Below are 17,252 nucleotides of genomic sequence, written 5' to 3' on the forward strand. Positions count from 1 at the left end.
ATGACGCCGGGTGCGTCATATGACCTCCCGGCCTGCCGCGGGACGGGCGCGTAGAGTACGCGCCTCGTGGCGAGCCAGGACACAACCTCCGCGCTGCACGGGGCGGTGCTCGGGCTCGGGATGATCGGCCGGCACCACGCCAGGCTCCTGCAGGCCGGCCCGCGCGTCCGGTTCGCAGGTGCCGTCGACCCTGGTGGCGATCGGCACGGGGTGCTGCGCGACCCCGCGACGCTGCACGCGTCCATCCCCGCGCTGCTGGCGGCCGGGCCCGTCGACTTCGCTATCGTCGCCGTCCCGACCGAGGAGCACCTGCCGGCGGTCCGCGAGCTGGCGGCGGCCGGCGTGCACGTCCTCGTCGAGAAGCCGCTCGCCGCGACCGAGGAGGACGCGCTCGCGCTCATCGCCGCGGTAGAGGACGCGGGACTGCACGGCGCGGTCGGCCACGTCGAGCGCTGCAATCCGGCCCTGCTGGAGCTGCGCCGGCGCCTGAACGCCGGGGAGATCGGGCGCCCGTTCCTGATCGCGACCGAGCGCATCGGCCCGTTCCCCGACCGGATCCGCGACGTCGGCGTGGTGAAGGACCTCGCGACGCACGACCTCGACCTGGTCCGCTGGCTCGGCGGTGCCGCGGTCGCGCAGGTCGCCGCGCAGACGCAGCACCGGATGGGCCGCGCGCACGAGGACCTGCTGCTGGCGACGGGCCGGCTGGGCAACGACGTCGCCTTCAACTGCGTCGTCGACTGGCTCTCGCCGACCAAGGTCCGCCGCACGCGCGTCCTGGGCGAGGGCGGGATGTTCGTCGCCGACACGCTGAACGCCGACCTGACCTTCTACGCGAACGCCGCGACCCCCATCGAGTGGGACACCGCCCAGCAGGCACGCGGCGTCAGCGAGGGCGACATGACGCGCTTCGCGCTGTCCCGCCGGGAGCCGCTGCTGGTCGAGCACGAGGCGTTCTGCGACCTGCTGCTCGGGGTCGACGGGGACGGGGTCGCGGTCACCCTCCAGGAGGGCCTGGAGACCGTGCGGACCGCGGAAGCCGTGCTGCGCAGCGCCCGGACCGGCACCACCCAGAGCCTCACTCCGGCCTGATGCGGGCGGTCGTCGTCGCGCTCGGCAAGATCGGCCTGCCGATCGCCGCCCAGCTGGCCCGCACCGGGCACGAGGTCATCGGCTGCGACGTCGACCAGCGCGTGGTCGACCTGGTGAACGCCGGGCAGGAGCCGTTCCCCGGCGAGGCGCAACTGGCCGAGGTCCTGGCCGACGTCGTCGGGCGCGGCCTGCTACGGGCGACCACCGACACCGCGGCCGCCGTCGCCACCGCGCCGGACCTTGTCATCGCGGTCCCGCCGCTGATGGTCGACGCCGACGCCGAGCCGGACTGGTCGATCCTGGACGCGGTCGTCGCGGACATCGCCGCCGGCCTGCAGCGTGCCGCTTCCGAGGCGGTCGTCACCGTGAGCGTCGAGACGACGCTGCCGGTCGGGACGACCCGCGCGCGCATCGCGCCCGCGCTGGCGGCGGGGAGCGGCCTGCTCGCCGGCACCGGGTTCCACGTGGTCTTCAGCCCCGAGCGGGTCTTCAGCGGCCGGATCTTCCAGGACCTCGCCACGTACCCGAAGCTCGTCGGCGGGCTCGACGCGGCCGGCGAGGCGCGCGGCGTGGCGCTGTACGAGCAGTTCCTGCCGGACGTGGAGGTCCGCGCGATGGGCGGTGCGGAGGCCGCCGAGCTGACGAAGCTCGTCGAGACCACGTACCGCGACGTGAACATCGCGCTGGCCAACGAGTTCGCCCGCCACGCCGACGCGCTCGGGCTCGACGTGCAGCAGGTGATCGACGCGGCCAACTCGCAGCCGTTCAGCCACGTACACCGCCCGGGCGTCGCGGTCGGCGGCCACTGCATCCCCGTCTACCCGCGGTTCTACCTCGCCGGGGACCCGGACGCCGTGCTGCCCGCGGTGTCGCGGTCGGTGAACGAGGCGATGCCCGCCTACGCCGTCGGGCTGCTCGGGGACGACGTGCCCGCGGCGGGCCGCGTCCTGATCCTCGGCGTCGCCTACCGCGGCGGCGTGAAGGAGACGGCGTTCTCCGGCGCGTTCGGCGTGCGCGACGAGCTTCTGGCCCGCGGCCTGCACCCGGTCGCCGCCGACCCGCTCTACGACGCCGGCGAGCTGGCCGCGCTCGGTTTCGAGCCGTGGCTGCCGGGGACGCCCATCGACGCCGTCGTCATCCAGGCCGACCACCGCGAGTACGCGACGCTGACGCCGGTCGACGTGCCGGGCGCACGCGTGATCGTCGACGGCCGCGGCGTGCTGGACCCGGCGCCGTTCACCGCGGCCGGGGTCCCGGTCCGCCGCATCGGCAGCCCGGCCCGCTGATTCCGGCGCGCTCTGGCTGCGAACCCCACGCAGACGGTCGGGTTCGCTGCCGGTCGGCCGCGGCGGGCGGGAGCGCCCGGCTCAGGCCTTCGGCTTCGTGGCCTTCAGCGTCACGGCCTTCGTCCGCGGGCGGGCGGCCTTCACGCGCGGCGTCACGGTGAGGGTCGCCTCGAGCCGGCCGGCCGTCGCGGCAGCCAGCAGCTTGCGACCCGCGGCGTTCACCTTGAGCTTCACCGTGGACGACCGCCCGGCTTTCAGGCTGTAGGCGGTCGAGGCGACGGTCGTCCGCTTCGGCTTCTTCACGGCCGCCGCCGACGGCTTCGTCGCCGCCCGCGGGCCGGCCGCGATCGTCGACCTCGGCTTCGGCTTCGCGGACCCCTGCTTCGCCGTCGCGGACGTCGTCGCCGTGAGGCTGGCAGTGCCGCTGCAGGCGACCGTCCCCAGGCACCGCAGCCGCAGGGAGGCGACCCCGGCGGCGGACACCGTGACCGACCGCGGCACGCCCGTGAGCGAGACGACGGGCAGGACCGGAGCCGACGGGGTGGGCACCGTGACGGTCGGCGGGGGCGGTGGCGGAGGGGTGTCGACGACGTAGTTGACGGTCCGCGTCGCCCCGTGGCCCGCCGCGTCGAGCGCGGTCACGGTGAACGTCGCCGGACCGGCCTGGCTCGTGTCCAGCAGCGGTGGCGCGCTGCAGGTGACGACCCGGCTGCCGGTGACCTCCGGGCGGCACGCGACCGCCGAGGGGACGGCCGCCCCCAGGGTCACCCGCTGGCCCTCGACCGGGACGGCGATGTCGATCAGCGGATCCGGGCCGGCGATGGCGTAGCGGACGAGCCGTGCGCGCAGCCCCTCGCCGAACGGCGTCGGAGTCCCGTCGTAGCGGCTGATCAGCGCGGGCCCGCCGTGACCCAGGTCGTGGCGGCCGTCGCAGAACCAGTACCCGTCGTCGGTGCCGTCGCCGCCGAACCCGACCGGCGAGACGGGGTTCGTGTCGGTCGCGTTCCACGTCCAGCCCAGGTAGGAGACGCCGTGCGTGTCCGCCCAGTCGAAGAACTGGTCCGAGAAGTCGTGGTCGCAGTCGTACTCGCCGATCTCCCCCGCGACGACCGGCACGGCCTTGGCCAGCGGGGCCAGCGTCGCGTCCCACGCCGCCAGGCGCGCCTTCACCGCGTCCGCCGGGGTCGCGTCGCCGCGGCAGTGCTCGCGGCCCTCGGCGCCGAGCGAGGTCCCCGGCACGCACTGGTAGAAGTGCAGCGACGCGACGATCTGGCCCTCGGGATCGGTCGGCCGGAACTCCAGCCAGCGGCGCAGGTCGGACGCGTAGCCGAGCCCGCCGATCATGATCGGCTGCCGCGCCCCGGTGCTGCGGACCGCGTCGACCATCGCCTGCATGCCGACCGCCGGGTAGGTCACGGGCCCCGGGCCGCCGGTCCACGTCAGCGTGCAGCCGTCCCGCCAGCAGACCTCGGGCCGGACCCCCGAGGGGATAGTGACGTCGGCCGAGTCGGGATGGGGCTCGTTGTAGACGTCGAAGATCACGTCGTCGTCGGCCGCGAACGTCTGCGCGAGCGACGTGAGGAACGGCAGCACCGTGGCGTCAGGGAGCGGCGCGATGTAGCGCGACGCGGTGCCATCGACCGGGACCGACCCGAACTGGTTGTCCAGGATGACGAACAGGCCCTTCGCCTCGAGCGCCTGGACGAAGCTGACGACCCGGTCGCGGTACTCGGCCGCCGTCCCGCTGCCGGGGGCCGGCAGGCCGTGCGTCCCGAGCCAGCAGTCCTGGTTGATCGGCAGCCGGACGGCGGTGATGTGCCAGCGCACCATCGCGTCGATCGACGCCTCGTGCAGCGGGCCGTCCGAGATCCCGCCGAACGTGCACGCGTCGCCGAGCGCGCCGCGGTTCATCCCGAGCAGCCGGACGGGCTTCCCCGTGGCGGTGTCGACCAGCTGGTTGCCGCGGACGACGACGCCGCCCGGGCGCTTGCCGGGGACGGGCGTGGCGCTCACCTCCCCGGCGCGGACCGGGGCGGGCGCGGCCGCCGCCGAGGGGGGCAGCAGGGCCGGCGCCAGCGCCAGCACCGCGATCACCGCGGCCGCGAGGCGCTTCACCGCGACCGCCCTGCGGCCGGCCGCCGGACGGTGGGCCGCGCCGCCGCCGGACGGAGGGTGAGCTGCGCCGTCCGTGGCCGTGCCGCGGCGACCCGCGGCGTGACGGTGAGAACGGCCTTCAGCCCGCGGGCCGCGGCCTTCACCCGGGCCCGTGCGGTGCGGGTGAGGCGCAGCTTCACCGTCAGCGACCGGCCGGCCGGCAGCGCGTAGGTCCCCGTGGCCAGGGTGCTCGCGGTCCGCGGCCTTGTGCCTGCCACGCGCGCCGGGCGCGGTGTCGACAGGCGCAGCGTCCCGCGGCAGGCGATCGTCCCGAGGCAGCGCAGCCGCAGCCCCACCGTGCCCGCCGCGGAGGCCGTGAGCCCCCGCGGGACGCCCGCCAGCGAGATCACGGGCAGGACGACCGGCGTCCGCGTGGGCGTCGTGGCGGTCGTGGCCGGCACGGTCGTGGCGGGCACGGTCGCGGTCGTGGCCTGAGTCGGGATGACCGGAGGCGGTGGCGGCGGGTCGTCGACCACGTAGCGCACGACCTTGGTGCTGGCCTGGCCGGCGGCGTCGAGGGCGGACACCGTGAGCTCGGCGGGACCGAGGCGCGAGGTGTCCACCGTCTTCGGCGCGGCGCACGTCGCGATCACCGCCGCGCCCCCGGTGTCCGGCCGGCAGGTGACGTCGGTGGCGAGCGTGGTGCCCATCGGCACGCGCTGGCCCTCGGCCGGGACGGCGACCTCGATCAGCGGCTTCGGCCCGGTCGCGAAGCGCTGCAGGCGGTTCTTGAGGCCGACGCCGAACGGCGTCGGCGTGCCGTCGTAGTTGCTGATGAGCGCCGGCCCGCCGTGCCGCAGGTCGTGGCGGCCGTCGCAGAACCAGAAGCCGTCGTCCACGCCGTCGCCGCCGAAGCCACCGGCGACGGCCGGGCCGGTGTCGGTCGCGTTCCACGTCCAGCCGAGGTAGCCGACGCCATGGGCGTCCGCCCAGTCGAAGAACTGGTCGGAGAAGTCGTGGCCGCAGTCGTACTCGCCGACCTCGGCGGCGACCAGCGGCACCTGGGCGGCGACCGGGGCGAGGTACGTGTCCCACGCCTTCACGCGGGCGGTGGCCGCGGCCTTGCCGGCGCTGTCCTCGGGGCAGCCCTTCGTGCCCTCGTTGCCGAGCGAGGTCCCGGCCACGCACTGGTACAGGTGCGTCGCGGCGATGAGCTGGCCCGCCGGGTCGACCGGCCGGTACTGGAGCCAGGCCGACAGGTCGCCGGCGTAGTTCAGGCCGCCGACGATGAGCGGCTGCCTGGCCCCGGTCGAGCGGACCGCGTCCACCATCTGCTGCATGCCGACCGCGTCGTAGCTGACCAGCTCCGGGCCGCCCGTCCAGGTCCGGACGCAGCCGTCGCGCCAGCACTTCTCCGCCGGCCCGCCCGACACGATGACGCCGTCCCCCGACTCCGGGTGGGGCTCGTTGTAGAGGTCGATGATGACGTCGTCGTCGTCGCGGAACGTCTCCGCGAGCGAGGTCAGGAACGGGACGACGTTGCCGTCCGGCAGCGGCGGGATGTAGTCGGCGCCGGTCCCCGGGATCGGCACGGATCCGTACTGGTTGTCGAGGATGACGACGAGCCCCTTCGCCTCCAGCGCGCGCGCGTAGTCCACGACGATGGTGCGGTACTCCGCGGCGGTCATGATGCCGCGCGGGCGGCCGTGGATGCCCAGCCAGCAGTCCTGGTTGATCGGCAGGCGCACCGCGGTGATGTGCCAGCGGATCATGGCGTCGATCGTCTCGTCGTGGATCGGGCCGTCCGAGACGCCGCCGTAGTTGCACGCGTCGCCGAGCGCGCCGCGATTGACCCCGAGCAGCCGCATCGGCAGGCCGGTGGACGTGTCGATCAGCTTGTTCCCCCGCACGACCACGGCGCCGGGCCGGCCGCCGGCCACGGGCGCGGCAGCCCGCGGCGCCGTCCTGCTGCCGGCCGCTGCGCCGTGAGCGCTGAGGACCGCTGCTGCGCTGCGCGGGGACGCGACGGGGCCGGCCAGCGCGGCAGGCGGCAGCCCGGCGGCGGCGCCGAAGAGGCCGGACACCACCAGTGCTGCGATCGCGCCCCGCTTCCCCATCGGCACAGCGTACGTGCCCGATCTCACCCGCGTCGCGCTCGCAGCCACGCGAGCGCCGCGGTCACCGCCGGGCTGCGGCGCTGCCCACGGCGGTCGGAGAGGATCGTCCCCCAGACCGCAGCCTGCAGGACCCGGGCGTCGACCAGCAGGTCCAGGTGAACGGGGTCCAGCGCCACCCGGCCGTAGCCGGCGAGCAGGGACGCCGCCTCCGCCGGGGCGTGGCCGAAGACGCGGGCATTCGCCTGGCTGCAGGCGAGGTCCCAGCCGGGCGGGCCGTGGAAGCAGTCCTCCCAGTCGTTCCACAGTGGACCACGAGCGGTGTGCAGGACGTTGCCGGGATGGGCGTCGCCGTGGACCGTGTGCCGCGGCAACGGCGTCGCGGCGAGGTCGGCCGGGACCCGTGCCGCCCAGAACCCGAGCACGGTCGCCTCGTCGGGCGTGAAGATGCGCGGCCGGCGGGCGCAGAGGCGCACGGCCAGCCGGCACGCCTCCTCGATCGGCCCGTCCGCGGGCACGGCCGGTCCGCGGGCGGCGAGCAGGTCGTGGCACAGGCGCAGCGCCCGGCCCGCCGGGGCCAGGTCGACCGGGGCGGCGACCGTCGGCACGTACCGCCAGAAGCTGATCGCCAGGCCGTCCTCCTCGTGCGGGCCGGGCGGCAGGAGGTCGGTGGGCGGGACGACCGGCGCGCCCGTCGCCGCGAGGCTTCCGGCGACCGTCAGCTCGCGGGCCAGCCACCCGCCCCCCGGCCGCACGGTCCCCGTGGTCGTGGCCACCCGGGCGACCACCGGCGCGGGCTGCAGGTGCACGAGGGTGTTCGACCCGTCGTGCAGCACGCTCGGCGCCGTGCTGCGGATCCCCGCTCGCGCTGCGACCGCCAGCGCGGCGGTGACCGCCTGCTGCCTCAAGGCCCGACGGGACCCGCAGCACCGGGGCCGCCACCGGCACCCGGAACACCCGTGGCCAGCGCGCCCAGGGCGGCGACGACCCGCTCGGCGGCGTGACCGTCCCCGTACAGCTCGGGCCGCGCTGCAGGCATCGTCCGGTCCAGCGCCGCGATCGCGGCGTCCCGGTCCAGGTCGACGAGCACGTTCCAGCCGCTGTCGACCGTCTCGACCCACTCGGTGGTGTCCCGCAGCGTGATGCAGGGGACTCCCGCCAGGTAGGCCTCCTTCTGCACGCCGCCGCTGTCGGTGAGCATCGCGCGGGCGCGGGTGAGCAGCGCGGTGAAGGCGAGGTAGCCCAGCGGCGGGGTGAGCCGGATGTGGTCGGCCGACTGCAGCGTGTCCAGCAGCCCGGCCGCGTCCAGGCGCGCGCCGGTGCGCGGGTGCAGCGGCAGGACCGCCGGCAGCGGCAGGGCCAGGAGCAGGTCGACGAGCGCCCTCAGCCGGCCCGGATCGTCGACGTTGCCGGCGCGGTGCGCTGTGACGAGGACGTACTGCCCGGGCTCGACGCCGGCGTCGCGCAGCGGGACGTCGTCCGCCGCCGCGCGCGGCTGGAACAGCTGCGCGACGTCGACCATCACGTCCCCGACCAGGACGCGGTCGCCCACGGCGTGCTCGCGCGCGAGGTTGTCGATCGCCGTCTGCGAGGAGCACAGCAGCAGCTGCGACATGTGGTCGGTGAGGACGCGGTTCAGCTCCTCCGGCATGCGCCGGTCGAACGACCGCATGCCCGCCTCCACGTGGGCGATCGGCACGCCGGCCTGCGCGGCGGCGAGGGCGCCGGCGAGCGTCGAGTTGGTGTCGCCGTAGACGAGGACGGCGTCCGGCCGCGCGTCGGCGAGGATCGGCTCGATCGCGGTCAGCATGCGGGCGGTCTGCGCGGTGTTCGACCCCGAGCCGAGGCTGAGCTGGTGCTCGGGCCGCGGGATCCCGAGCTCGGTGACGAAGATCGTCGAGAGCTCGTCGTCGTAGTGCTGGCCGGTGTTGACGAGCAGCTCCTCGTGCTGCTCGCGCAGGACCCGGGAGACGGCGGCAGCCTTGACGAACTGAGGCCGGTTCCCGATGACCGTGACGAACCTCATGCGTCGCCGTCGCCACTCGCCGCGGCGGCGCGGTGCGCGGCGAAGCGCTCCGCGGCGGCCACGGTGTGCGGCCCCGGGGCCTGCGAGAGCGCGCGGCCGTCGATCGACACGACCGCCTGCACCTCGCGCGTCGTCGACGCGAGGAACGCCTCGCTCATCGACGTCAGGTCGTCCCGGATCGTGATCCGCTCCTGCGCGCCGGTGAGGGTGATCACGTGCCGGCGCGTGATCGAGTCCAGGATGTGGTCGTCCAGGGGCGGCGTGCAGAGCCGGTCGTCGATCACGCAGAAGAAGGACGAGGTCGGCGCCTCGAGGACCCGGCCGTGCGGGGTCAGCAGCAGCGCCTCCTCGGCCCCGGCCTCGACGGCCAGCCGCGTCGCGAGCATGTTCGACGCGTACGACAGCGACTTGATGCCGTCCATGATGCGGGTAGGCGCGAACTGGACGGTCGCCAGGCTGACCGTGGCCGTGTGCTGCTTGACGGCCTCCAGCAGCGCGACGCGGCGACCGCCGCGGGTGAAGAAGACGCGCAGCTGGCCGTCGAAGCCGGGCGCGCGCGCGAGCAGCGCGTCCACGTCGGCGCGGAGCGCGTCGACGTCGACCGGGAGCCGCAGGTTGCCGGCCGACAGCTCGAGGCGGGTGAGGTGCTCGTCCCATGCGAACGGGCGGCCGGCGTAGAGGCGCACCACCTCGAACGCCCCGTCACCCCGGAGCAGTCCCTCGTCCGTCACCGGGATGGTCGCGGCGGCGGCCGGCCCGATGGCGCCGTCGATCGATGCGAGGAGCTCCACGCGCCGCACGATACCCGCGCCCACGGCACGACCTCCGGTGCCGGTGGGGTCAGGACTGGCCGACCACGACCTTCATCTTCATCCCCGGCGCGTGCAGCGAGCAGACCAGCTCGTACGTTCCCGCCTCCTGGAAGCGGTACTTGAACGACCCGTCCTGGCGGACCTTGGACGCGAAGCGCTTCGGGCCCGTCCGCAGCTGGACCGAGTGCGACTGGCGCGAGCGCCAGCGCCAGGTGACGAGCGTGCCCGGGCTGACGAGGACCGTGGGCCGCTGCTCGCCGTCGACGAACGCGTTGTCGGTGACGAAGACCGTGCTCGGCGCGTCGACTGCGTCAGGCGTGGCGGGGAGGTCCGGCTGCGCCGGGGGCGGCGCTGCCGGCGGCGCCGGGGCGGGCTTCGCCGGCGGGAGCTTCTGCCCGGCGTAGGCGACCTCGGGATCGCTGACCCGCCGGGTCCGGCCGGTGCGGCGGTCGTGGACGTAGACCGCCCGCGCCCCGTCGCCCTCGCCTGCGCCCAGGTCGGTCGCCGTCGAGCCGAACGCGATGCGGCGCCCGTCGGCGGAGATCGACGGATCGCTCGAGAAGCCGTCCGCGGGCGCCGTCCCCGTGCCGCCGGCTGCGCTCACGACACGGGCCGTGCCGCGGTTCGCGTCCCACGCCATGACCTGTGCGGCCTGCTTGCCGACGGCGGTGAAGGCGACGGTCCGTCCGCGGCGTGCGACGGCGGGATCCAGGGGCCGGGCGGCCCCGGTCGGGATGCGCCGCGTGCGGCCGCGGTCCAGGTCCCGGAGGAACAGGCCGACGCTGCCGGCCTTGACCCCGAGCTCCGGCGCCGTCGACGTGAACGCCACGAAGCGCCCGTCCGGCGAGATGGCCGGGTCGGCCGAGAAGCCGCCCAGCGCCGCGCCGCCACGGCCGTCCGCGCGGCTGGCGACCTCGACCCGGCCCGTGCGCAGGTTGCGGACCCGAATCGACGACCGGGCCTGCGCGGCGTCCGCCACCGTCCCGGTGGCCAGCGTGTAGGCGACCCGCACCCCGTCGGCGCTGACCGTCGGCTCGAACGGGTCGCGGTACGTCGCCGCGCCGGCCTTCTGCCCGGCGACGACCGTCGTCTGCGCGCCCGAAGGCAGCGTGCGCGCGATCACGACGGTCCGCCCGCCGCGCACCGCCTGGTAGATCATGCGGCGCCCATCGGAGGCGACCTCGGGACCCCACGTCGACTGCGAGTCCGCCGTCCCCCGGATCGGCGTCCCGACCGCCCGGATGCGGCCGCTGCGCGTGTCGGCCAGCAGCGTGCCGATCCGCCCGTACCGCTTGGCGAAGTTCTGGTTGCCGGTCGAGGACTCGTAGGCCACGCGGCGGCCATCCCCGGAGATCCCCGGGTTGTAGGCGGAGATCGGGTTCGGGCCGCCGGTGCCCTTGCCCGGGATGGCGCTGACGAGCCGCGTGCGGCCGGTGCGCAGGTCCGCGCGCAGGACCGCGATCTCCCCGAGCTTGACCGCGAGCGGCAGCTTCTGGCGGTAGGCCTCGTAGGCGACGAACCGGCCCGTCGCGGAGATCGCCGGGTTGGACGCGTAGTCCTTCGGCTTCTGGACCAGGTCGCCGCGATGCGTGGTCGGCGGGCCGTTGTAGCGCGCCTGGTCGAGCCAGCGCGGCAGCTGCGTCAGCTGGCGGCGCAGGAGCAGCCGGCCCTGCTCCGCGCTCATCGCACCGCCCTTCACGCCGGACTGCACGCGCTCGTGGAGGACCGCGATCGCCTGGCCCTCGACTGCCGCGGGGGACCGGCCCTGCAGCCGGCCGATCGCCAGCGGGCTGAGCTCCTGCCGGCGCAGCTCGCGGAAGGTGGCGTCGGTCACGCCGAAGATGTCCGGGGCGGCGCTGGGAATCGCGAACTGGTGCAGCGAGTGGAAGAACAGGTGCTGCGCGAGATGCCCCTGGGTGATGGTGCTGACCGCCCGGCGCCGCAGCTCCGCTGCCCGGGTGGGCCCGACCGCGGCCGCGCGGGGGGCGACCAGCTCGGCCGCGAGCTTCGCGGGATCGGGGTGACCGTGCTCGGCCGCCAGCTGCGCGAGCGTGCGCTTGTCGTCGCGGAGCTGCGCCCACAGCTGCTCGCGCGTGATCCCCAGCAGCGCGTAGAGGCGGGACTCGTCGTACGGCAGCCAGTGGTTGTAGACCCAGGCGGCGGGCGGCAGCCAGTGCGCGGGCGCCGTCGCGGGCGCCTCCGAGTCCGGGGACTTCTTGACGACGGGCTTCGCGACCGCCAGTGCGGTCGAGCTCGTCGCCGCGGGGCTACTCACCGGCGCACCCGTCGTGGACGCGCCCGTCCGCGCCTCGTCGTCCCCGCACCCGGCGAGGGCCGCCGCAACCGCCACCAGCAGCGTCGTCGTCCCCCGTCGCCTCACCTGAAGCCGTGCCATGGCGCGCGAGCCTACCGACCGCCGCGGCCCACGACGAGCAGGCTCAGCCCTCCGGGACGCCGGCCAGCAGGCTCGACTCCAGCAGGCGCAGCTGCGTGCGGACCCGGGCCGGCGACGCCAGCACGCGCGGGTCCTGCGCACGGAGCTGCGCCAGGCCCAGGTAGTGGCTGTAGGCCAGCACCGCGCGGTGCTCGGCGGCCACGGGCGACAAACCGAGCTGCACGAAGATCCGCCGCAGGAGCGCCAGGCGGGCGGCGGCGGACCGCTCGAGCGTCGCGGCCACGTCGGGGTCGTCGGCCGCCGCCATCCACTGCAGGATGATCGTCGGCTGGATGCCGACGCCGGCGTAGAGCAGCAGCTCGTGCAGCCGGCGCCGAGGGTCGGGGATCGCGTCGAAGCGGACGGCGAGCTCCGTGACCTGCCGCTCCTCCCAGCGCGCGAGCGCCGCCTGCAGCAGCGCCTGCCGGCCGGCGAAGTGGTGGTAGAGCCCCCCCTTGCTCACGCCGAGGCGGCGGGCCACCGACTGCGCCGACAGCGCCCGCACCCCCGCGACCTCGATCTCGTCGAGGGCCGCCTGCGCCCACGCCGCGGGCGTCGTGACCGTCGGGCGGCCCATGCGCGTCCTCCGGGGTCAGACGTCGAGCGCGGTCGGCGACCCGGCGTCGAGCCAGCGCACGCGATCGGACAGCGGCGAGCCGCTGAGCACGCGCTCGGCCGGGCCGCGGCCCTGGCGGAAGTGCTTCCAGCCCTCGTAGTGGATCGGCACGATCGTCGTCGGGTTCAGGAGCCCGCAGAGCTCGACGGCCTCGCTTGCGTTCATCGTGTACCGCAGCGGCCCGGAGAGCCACGGGAAGGTCACCCCTCCGAGGTGGACGATGGCGGTGCCCACGTCGAGCTTCTGCGCGACCTCGCGCACGCCGTCGTAGAGGACGGTGTCGCCGGAGATCCACAGCACGCCGTGCTCCTGGCCGTCCCACTTCAGCGCGAAGCCGATGACGTGGCCGACGATCGGCTTGCTGCCGGGCGGGCCGTGGCGGCACGGGGTCGCGGTGATCTCGATCGGCGTGCGGCCGTCGGCCTCCAGGCGCGTGGTCGCCCACGGCGCCAGGCCGCGCGCGGTCCCGCCCAGGCGCCCGGCACCGGCCTCCGTGGTCACGATCGTCCCCATCTGCGGCAGCAGCTCGCGGCCGGTCGGGTCGAGGTTGTCGCCGTGGTGGTCATGGCTGATGAGGACGGCGTCGATCGGCCCGAGCTGGTCGAACGGGATCGCGGGCCCCTGGAGCTTCTTGGACATCGTCCCCCAGCCGAAGAAGTACCGCTTGCCGGGAGGGTCGAAGGTCGGGTCGGTCAGGATCCGCCAGGGGCCGATCTCGATCAGGACGGTCGGGCCGCCGATGTAGGTGATGCGCACGTCGGACACGGGTGGACTCCTGGGCTGGGAACTCGGGACGCGGCGGGCCGTTCAGACCCCGCGGGGATTTCATACGTTTGCGTATGTTATCGGGACGGTGACACCCGGCGTCAAGGCCACGGACGGGTGCGCCGCGGCTTCTCGTCGCGCCCGGTGGACGCATGTCGACCGCTCCGGGCGCCTTCGCGCACCGAAAAAATGGGACGAAAGGCGACTTTCACGATAGTTTTAGGCGAGGGCGACGAACGGAAACGCATGTCCGGGAAGTCAGGCGGGGGCCGTACGATGCGGCCCGCGAGGAGATACGAGATGGCCGGCGGCGCGTGCGCATCGCTCGGTGGTGCCCGCGATGCGGCTGCCTGATCGCCTCGGCTCGCGTGAGCAGGCCCCTCCCGGCGACCTGATCGCCCTCCGCAGCGAGGTCGCCCGCCGCGAGGCGCAGCTGACGATCCTGGGGGCCGAGCTCGCCCGTACCGCCCGCGGCGTGCAGGTGCTGGAAGCCGAGCTGCGCGAGCAGACCGAGCGCGCCGTGGCCAAGGAGCGCGCCGAGGCCGCCGCGGCGGCGAAGGCCGCGTTCCTCGCGCAGATGAGCCACGAGATCCGGACCCCGCTCGCGGCCGTGATCGGGATGATCGAGCTGCTGCTCGAGACGCCGCTGACCGACACCCAGCGCGAGATGGCCGACACGATCCAGATGTCCGGCGGGCACCTGCTGTCGATCGTCAACGACATCCTCGACCTCTCCAAGGTCGAGGCCGGGCGGATGGAGATGACGCGGGACGCCGTCGACGTCCGCCGCACGGTCGACGAGGCGCTCAGCCTGGTCAGCGGGAGCGCCGCCCCCGGGGTCGAGCTGCTGTCGCTGATCGACAGCGCCGTCCCGCAGCAGATCTTCGCCGACGCCGTGCGGGTGCGGCAGCTGCTGACGAACCTGCTCTCCAACGCCGTCCGCTTCACGGCGTCCGGCGAGGTCGCGGTCCGGATCTGGTGCCACACGCCCCAGGCCGGGCAGGCCGAGCTGATCATCGCCGTCACCGACACCGGCTGCGGCATCGCCCCCGACCACCTCGAGCTGATCTTCGACGCGTTCAGCCAGGCCGTATCGGGCCGCGGCGGCACCGGCCTCGGGCTGACCGTCTGCCGGCGCCTGGTCGAGCTGATGGGCGGGTCGATCCAGGTGACCTCCGAGGTCGGCCGCGGCTCCACCTTCACGATGCTGCTCCCGTTCGAGCCGGTCGAGGACGTCGCCGAGTGGCCGCCCCGTGCCCCCGTCAACAGCGGCCGCACGGCCGTCGTCGCCGAGCCCCATCCGGGGGTCGCGCGCATGGTGATGGGACTGCTGGCCGACCAGGGGATCGACGTGCGCCTCGCCACCACGCCGGAGAGCGTCCAGGCCGCCGTGGCCGCCGGGCCCACGAACCTGCTGGTGGTCTCCGACGCGCTGATCGAGCACCGGGCGATCCACGAGGCCCGGCGGGGCCTGCGCGCGGACGACGAGCCCGCGCTGCCGACCGTCGTGCTCGTCGCGGCGGGCGCCGCCCAGCCCGACCTCCCGGCCGACACCATCAGCATCCGCCGTCCCGTCCGCGGCGACCAGCTGCGGCGGGCCGTCTCCGAGGCGGTCGACGGGACCGCCGCGCCGGCCGTCCGCCCTACGCCGCACCTCGACATCGAGATGGCACGCGACCACCCGGTGCGGATCCTCGTCGTCGAGGACAATCCCACGATCCGCCACGTCGCGCTGCGCAAGCTCGCCCGCCTGGGCTACGAGCCGCACATCGCGAAGGACGGGCTCGAGGCGGTGAGCGCCGCCGAGCGCGAGGACTACGACCTCGTGCTCATGGACGTGCAGATGCCGAACCTCGACGGCGTCAGCGCGACGCGGCGGATCCGCGAGGCCGGCGGGCACCAGCCGCGGATCGTCGGCCTGACCGCCTCGGTGCTGGAGGACAGCCGCGAGGAGTGCCTGGTGGCCGGCATGGACGACGTGCTGATGAAGCCGTTCGACTACGCGAGCATCCTGCCGCTGCTGCGGGACGTCGCCGCGTCCACCACCACCGCGGGTCGCTGAACGGCGGCCGTGGGCCTTGCCTGACGCAGGGACGAGCCTCGTCGTCGAGCCCGGGATGACGGTGGGCGGGGCGGTCGCTGCGTTCGCCGCCACCTGGCCGGGTCTGAGGCTCGAGCTGAACCACGGCTCGGGTGAGTTCTACAAGGGCAGCGGGCACGACCCCGTCCCGGACGACGTCCCGGTGACCGCTTCCGCCTCCGCCGCGGTGCCCGTCGTCCTCAACGGCGCGATGGACCAGCACGCGCTGCAGCGCGCGCTCTACGGGACCCTCCGCCTGGAGCCGGTCGTGTGGCTGGTGCGGGGCATCGAGATCACCGGCCTGCGCTACGAGACGCTCGACGAGGCCGTCGCGACGCTCGCCGCCGAGCGCGGCTGAAGCCGGCCGCACCGGCGGCACGGAGCGGCATCTCCCCGATGCGGGGCGCGGCGGGGGATCCGAGGATGCAGGCCGGCGGGCCTGGGACCCGGACGGGCGCCTGGTCGCGAGCCACGCGATCGCGCCGGCCGCCTGACGGGCCATCCCGCCCGATCGTGGGGCCGGTCAGGGGGCCTGGCGCAGCTGCGGGTACTGCGAGGTCCGTCCGGCGACGGTGACGGGGCCTTGGGGGCGGCAGTCCGGGTAGGTCCCGGGGATCGGCGGGGTCGTGATCGGGTTGCCGACGTTCGCGCAGTCGAACGCCTTCAGGCCGCCCTTGGCCAGCTCGTCGATCCCGCTCGGCGCCATGTACGCGTTCGACCGCGAGTACGGCGCCTTGCGCGACGCGCCGATCAGCGCCTCGGCCGGGAAGACCGCCGGCGCCCTCAGGTAGTGGACGTTGCGGCCGTTCGCGTCGGGCGCGACCGCCTGGGTGGCCGCCGCCGTCTGCGTCCAGGCCTGCACGAGCTCCTGGCGGTAGACCTGCGCGAACTGGACCATCGGCAGCAGCTGGCGGGCGAACGGGCGCAGCTGGCCGATGAGCGGACCCGCGGCGTCGAGGATTCCGCGGGCCGCGTTCAGCCCGCGCGGGGCGACACCCGTCACCGCGTCGAGCGGCGCGGCGAGCGCCCGCAGCTCGCGGCCGGCGCTCGTAGCGGCGGTCAAGGTCGCCGGCAGGCGACGCGCCGCCGGACGCAGGGCCGCGAGGACGGGGGTCAGCGGCCGCGAGACCCGCGAGGTGGCGGCCGCCGCCGACTGCAGGCCGTCGAGGAAGCCCGGGAGCGCGGCGACGGTGCGCCGCAGGTCGCGCTCGGACGACGCCGTCGTGTCCAGCAGCGCGCGCGAGTTCGTGATGAGCCGGTCGACCGACGCCTGCTGGGAGCCGATCGCGCCGAACGTCACCCCGGTGTCGCGGACCAGCGTGCTCACCGCGGTCCGCTGGCGCCGCAGCTCGCCGAGCAGGTCGCCGCTCGTCTGGACCGCGCCGGGCAGCCGCCCGACGGCGCCGGACAGGTCCGCGGCACGCCCGTCCAGGCCCGCCTCCCAGCCCTGCAGCCAGCCGCGCAGCGCAGCGCGCGTACGCGGGTCGAACGTCGAGAGGACCTTGTCGACCGCGACCTCCTCGCGGACCTGCCGCGCAGGGATGAGGCCGCCCTCGGGAATCGCAGCGGCCGTCGGGCTCCCCGGGCTGAGCTCCAGGTACGCCTCGCCGAGCAGCGACTTGCGCCGCAGGACGGCGCGCACGTCGCGGCGCAGCGGTGCGTACCGCGACTCGATCTCGAGCACGGCCCGCGTCGTCGTCCCGGAGCGTTCGGTCGTGACGACGCGGCCGATGACGACGCCGGAGATCCGCACGTCGGTCTCCTTGACGACGTTCGACGCGTCCGGCAGGACCAGCGTCGCGCGGTAGCCCTTGGCGTTCAGCGGGAGCGTGCCGCCGAACGACGTCCACAGGAAGAACAGCAGGCCGATGCACGACAGCGCGAAGCCGACGGCGATGAAGATGCGGCCGGGGCCGGCGGGGCGGGCGCCCAT

Annotated in this window: 13 protein-coding genes; 4 read left to right on the forward strand and 9 right to left on the reverse strand. The window is 75.0% G+C overall.

Going from position 1 to position 17,252, the window contains the following annotated elements:
- Positions 1-66 precede the first annotated feature (66 nt).
- Together DSM112329_RS26690 and DSM112329_RS26695 are read left to right on the forward strand one after the other, a co-directional pair.
- Positions 67-1,092 carry a Gfo/Idh/MocA family oxidoreductase gene (locus DSM112329_RS26690; RefSeq protein WP_354699616.1) on the forward strand — a complete coding sequence of 342 codons (1,026 nt, stop codon included), beginning with the start codon at positions 67-69 and terminating at the stop codon, positions 1,090-1,092.
- Complete coding sequence (locus DSM112329_RS26695) at positions 1,092-2,378, forward strand: nucleotide sugar dehydrogenase (protein ID WP_354699617.1); 1,287 nt, start codon at positions 1,092-1,094, stop codon at positions 2,376-2,378. Before DSM112329_RS26690 ends, DSM112329_RS26695 begins: the two co-directional genes overlap by 1 nt.
- 81 nt (positions 2,379-2,459) lie before the next feature.
- Here DSM112329_RS26695 and DSM112329_RS26700 read toward each other — a convergent pair whose 3' ends face one another.
- Genes DSM112329_RS26700 through DSM112329_RS26735 form a run of 8 tightly spaced genes read right to left on the reverse strand, consistent with a single transcriptional unit; the run spans position 2,460 to position 13,239 of the window.
- A complete protein-coding gene (locus tag DSM112329_RS26700; protein WP_354699618.1) occupies positions 2,460-4,493 on the reverse strand; it encodes a cellulase family glycosylhydrolase in 2,034 nt (677 codons plus the stop codon).
- A complete protein-coding gene (locus tag DSM112329_RS26705; protein WP_354699619.1) occupies positions 4,490-6,589 on the reverse strand; it encodes a cellulase family glycosylhydrolase in 2,100 nt (699 codons plus the stop codon). Before DSM112329_RS26705 ends, DSM112329_RS26700 begins: the two co-directional genes overlap by 4 nt.
- Positions 6,590-6,612: 23 nt before the next feature.
- Positions 6,613-7,494, reverse strand: a complete 882-nt coding sequence (locus DSM112329_RS26710) for a phosphotransferase (protein WP_354699620.1) — start codon at positions 7,492-7,494, stop codon at positions 6,613-6,615.
- Complete coding sequence (gene wecB, locus DSM112329_RS26715) at positions 7,491-8,612, reverse strand: UDP-N-acetylglucosamine 2-epimerase (non-hydrolyzing) (protein ID WP_354699621.1); 1,122 nt, start codon at positions 8,610-8,612, stop codon at positions 7,491-7,493. Before wecB ends, DSM112329_RS26710 begins: the two co-directional genes overlap by 4 nt.
- Positions 8,609-9,403, reverse strand: a complete 795-nt coding sequence (locus DSM112329_RS26720) for an aminotransferase class IV (RefSeq protein ID WP_354699622.1) — start codon at positions 9,401-9,403, stop codon at positions 8,609-8,611. The genes wecB and DSM112329_RS26720 overlap by 4 nt, the downstream gene beginning before the upstream one ends.
- A gap of 49 nt (positions 9,404-9,452) precedes the next feature.
- Entirely contained in the window at positions 9,453-11,819 is a 2,367-nt protein-coding gene (locus DSM112329_RS26725) for a hypothetical protein (RefSeq protein WP_354699623.1), read from the reverse strand.
- 43 nt (positions 11,820-11,862) lie between these two features.
- Positions 11,863-12,435 (reverse strand): helix-turn-helix domain-containing protein, encoded by a 573-nt coding sequence (locus tag DSM112329_RS26730; RefSeq protein ID WP_354699624.1) that lies wholly within the window; start codon positions 12,433-12,435, stop codon positions 11,863-11,865.
- 15 nt (positions 12,436-12,450) lie between these two features.
- Entirely contained in the window at positions 12,451-13,239 is a 789-nt protein-coding gene (locus tag DSM112329_RS26735; protein ID WP_354699625.1) for an MBL fold metallo-hydrolase, read from the reverse strand.
- A gap of 340 nt (positions 13,240-13,579) precedes the next feature.
- Between DSM112329_RS26735 and DSM112329_RS26740 the strand changes: the two genes are divergently transcribed.
- Together DSM112329_RS26740 and DSM112329_RS26745 are read left to right on the forward strand one after the other, a co-directional pair.
- Complete coding sequence (locus DSM112329_RS26740; protein ID WP_354699626.1) at positions 13,580-15,301, forward strand: ATP-binding protein; 1,722 nt, start codon at positions 13,580-13,582, stop codon at positions 15,299-15,301.
- Between the two features lie 16 nt (positions 15,302-15,317).
- Positions 15,318-15,677, forward strand: a complete 360-nt coding sequence (locus tag DSM112329_RS26745) for a hypothetical protein (protein ID WP_354699627.1) — start codon at positions 15,318-15,320, stop codon at positions 15,675-15,677.
- A 165-nt stretch (positions 15,678-15,842) separates the two neighbouring features.
- Here DSM112329_RS26745 and DSM112329_RS26750 read toward each other — a convergent pair whose 3' ends face one another.
- Entirely contained in the window at positions 15,843-17,252 is a 1,410-nt protein-coding gene (locus tag DSM112329_RS26750; protein ID WP_354699628.1) for an MlaD family protein, read from the reverse strand.

Origin of the sequence: Paraconexibacter sp. AEG42_29 (assembly GCF_040581415.1) — a bacterium.
In the GTDB taxonomy this organism is placed as follows: domain Bacteria; phylum Actinomycetota; class Thermoleophilia; order Solirubrobacterales; family Solirubrobacteraceae; genus Paraconexibacter.

Bases quoted from the DNA above. Each gene is read 5' to 3' on its own strand.
- DSM112329_RS26725 (WP_354699623.1), bottom strand. From the start codon at position 11,819: ATGGCACGGCTTCAGGTGAGGCGACGGGGGACGACGACGCTGCTGGTG.
- DSM112329_RS26740 (WP_354699626.1), top strand. From the start codon at position 13,580: ATGCGGCTGCCTGATCGCCTCGGCTCGCGTGAGCAGGCCCCTCCCGGC.
- DSM112329_RS26730 (WP_354699624.1), bottom strand. From the start codon at position 12,435: ATGGGCCGCCCGACGGTCACGACGCCCGCGGCGTGGGCGCAGGCGGCC.
- DSM112329_RS26705 (WP_354699619.1), bottom strand. From the start codon at position 6,589: ATGGGGAAGCGGGGCGCGATCGCAGCACTGGTGGTGTCCGGCCTCTTC.
- DSM112329_RS26695 (WP_354699617.1), top strand. From the start codon at position 1,092: ATGCGGGCGGTCGTCGTCGCGCTCGGCAAGATCGGCCTGCCGATCGCC.
- DSM112329_RS26750 (WP_354699628.1), bottom strand. From the start codon at position 17,252: ATGGGCGCCCGCCCCGCCGGCCCCGGCCGCATCTTCATCGCCGTCGGC.
- wecB (WP_354699621.1), bottom strand. From the start codon at position 8,612: ATGAGGTTCGTCACGGTCATCGGGAACCGGCCTCAGTTCGTCAAGGCT.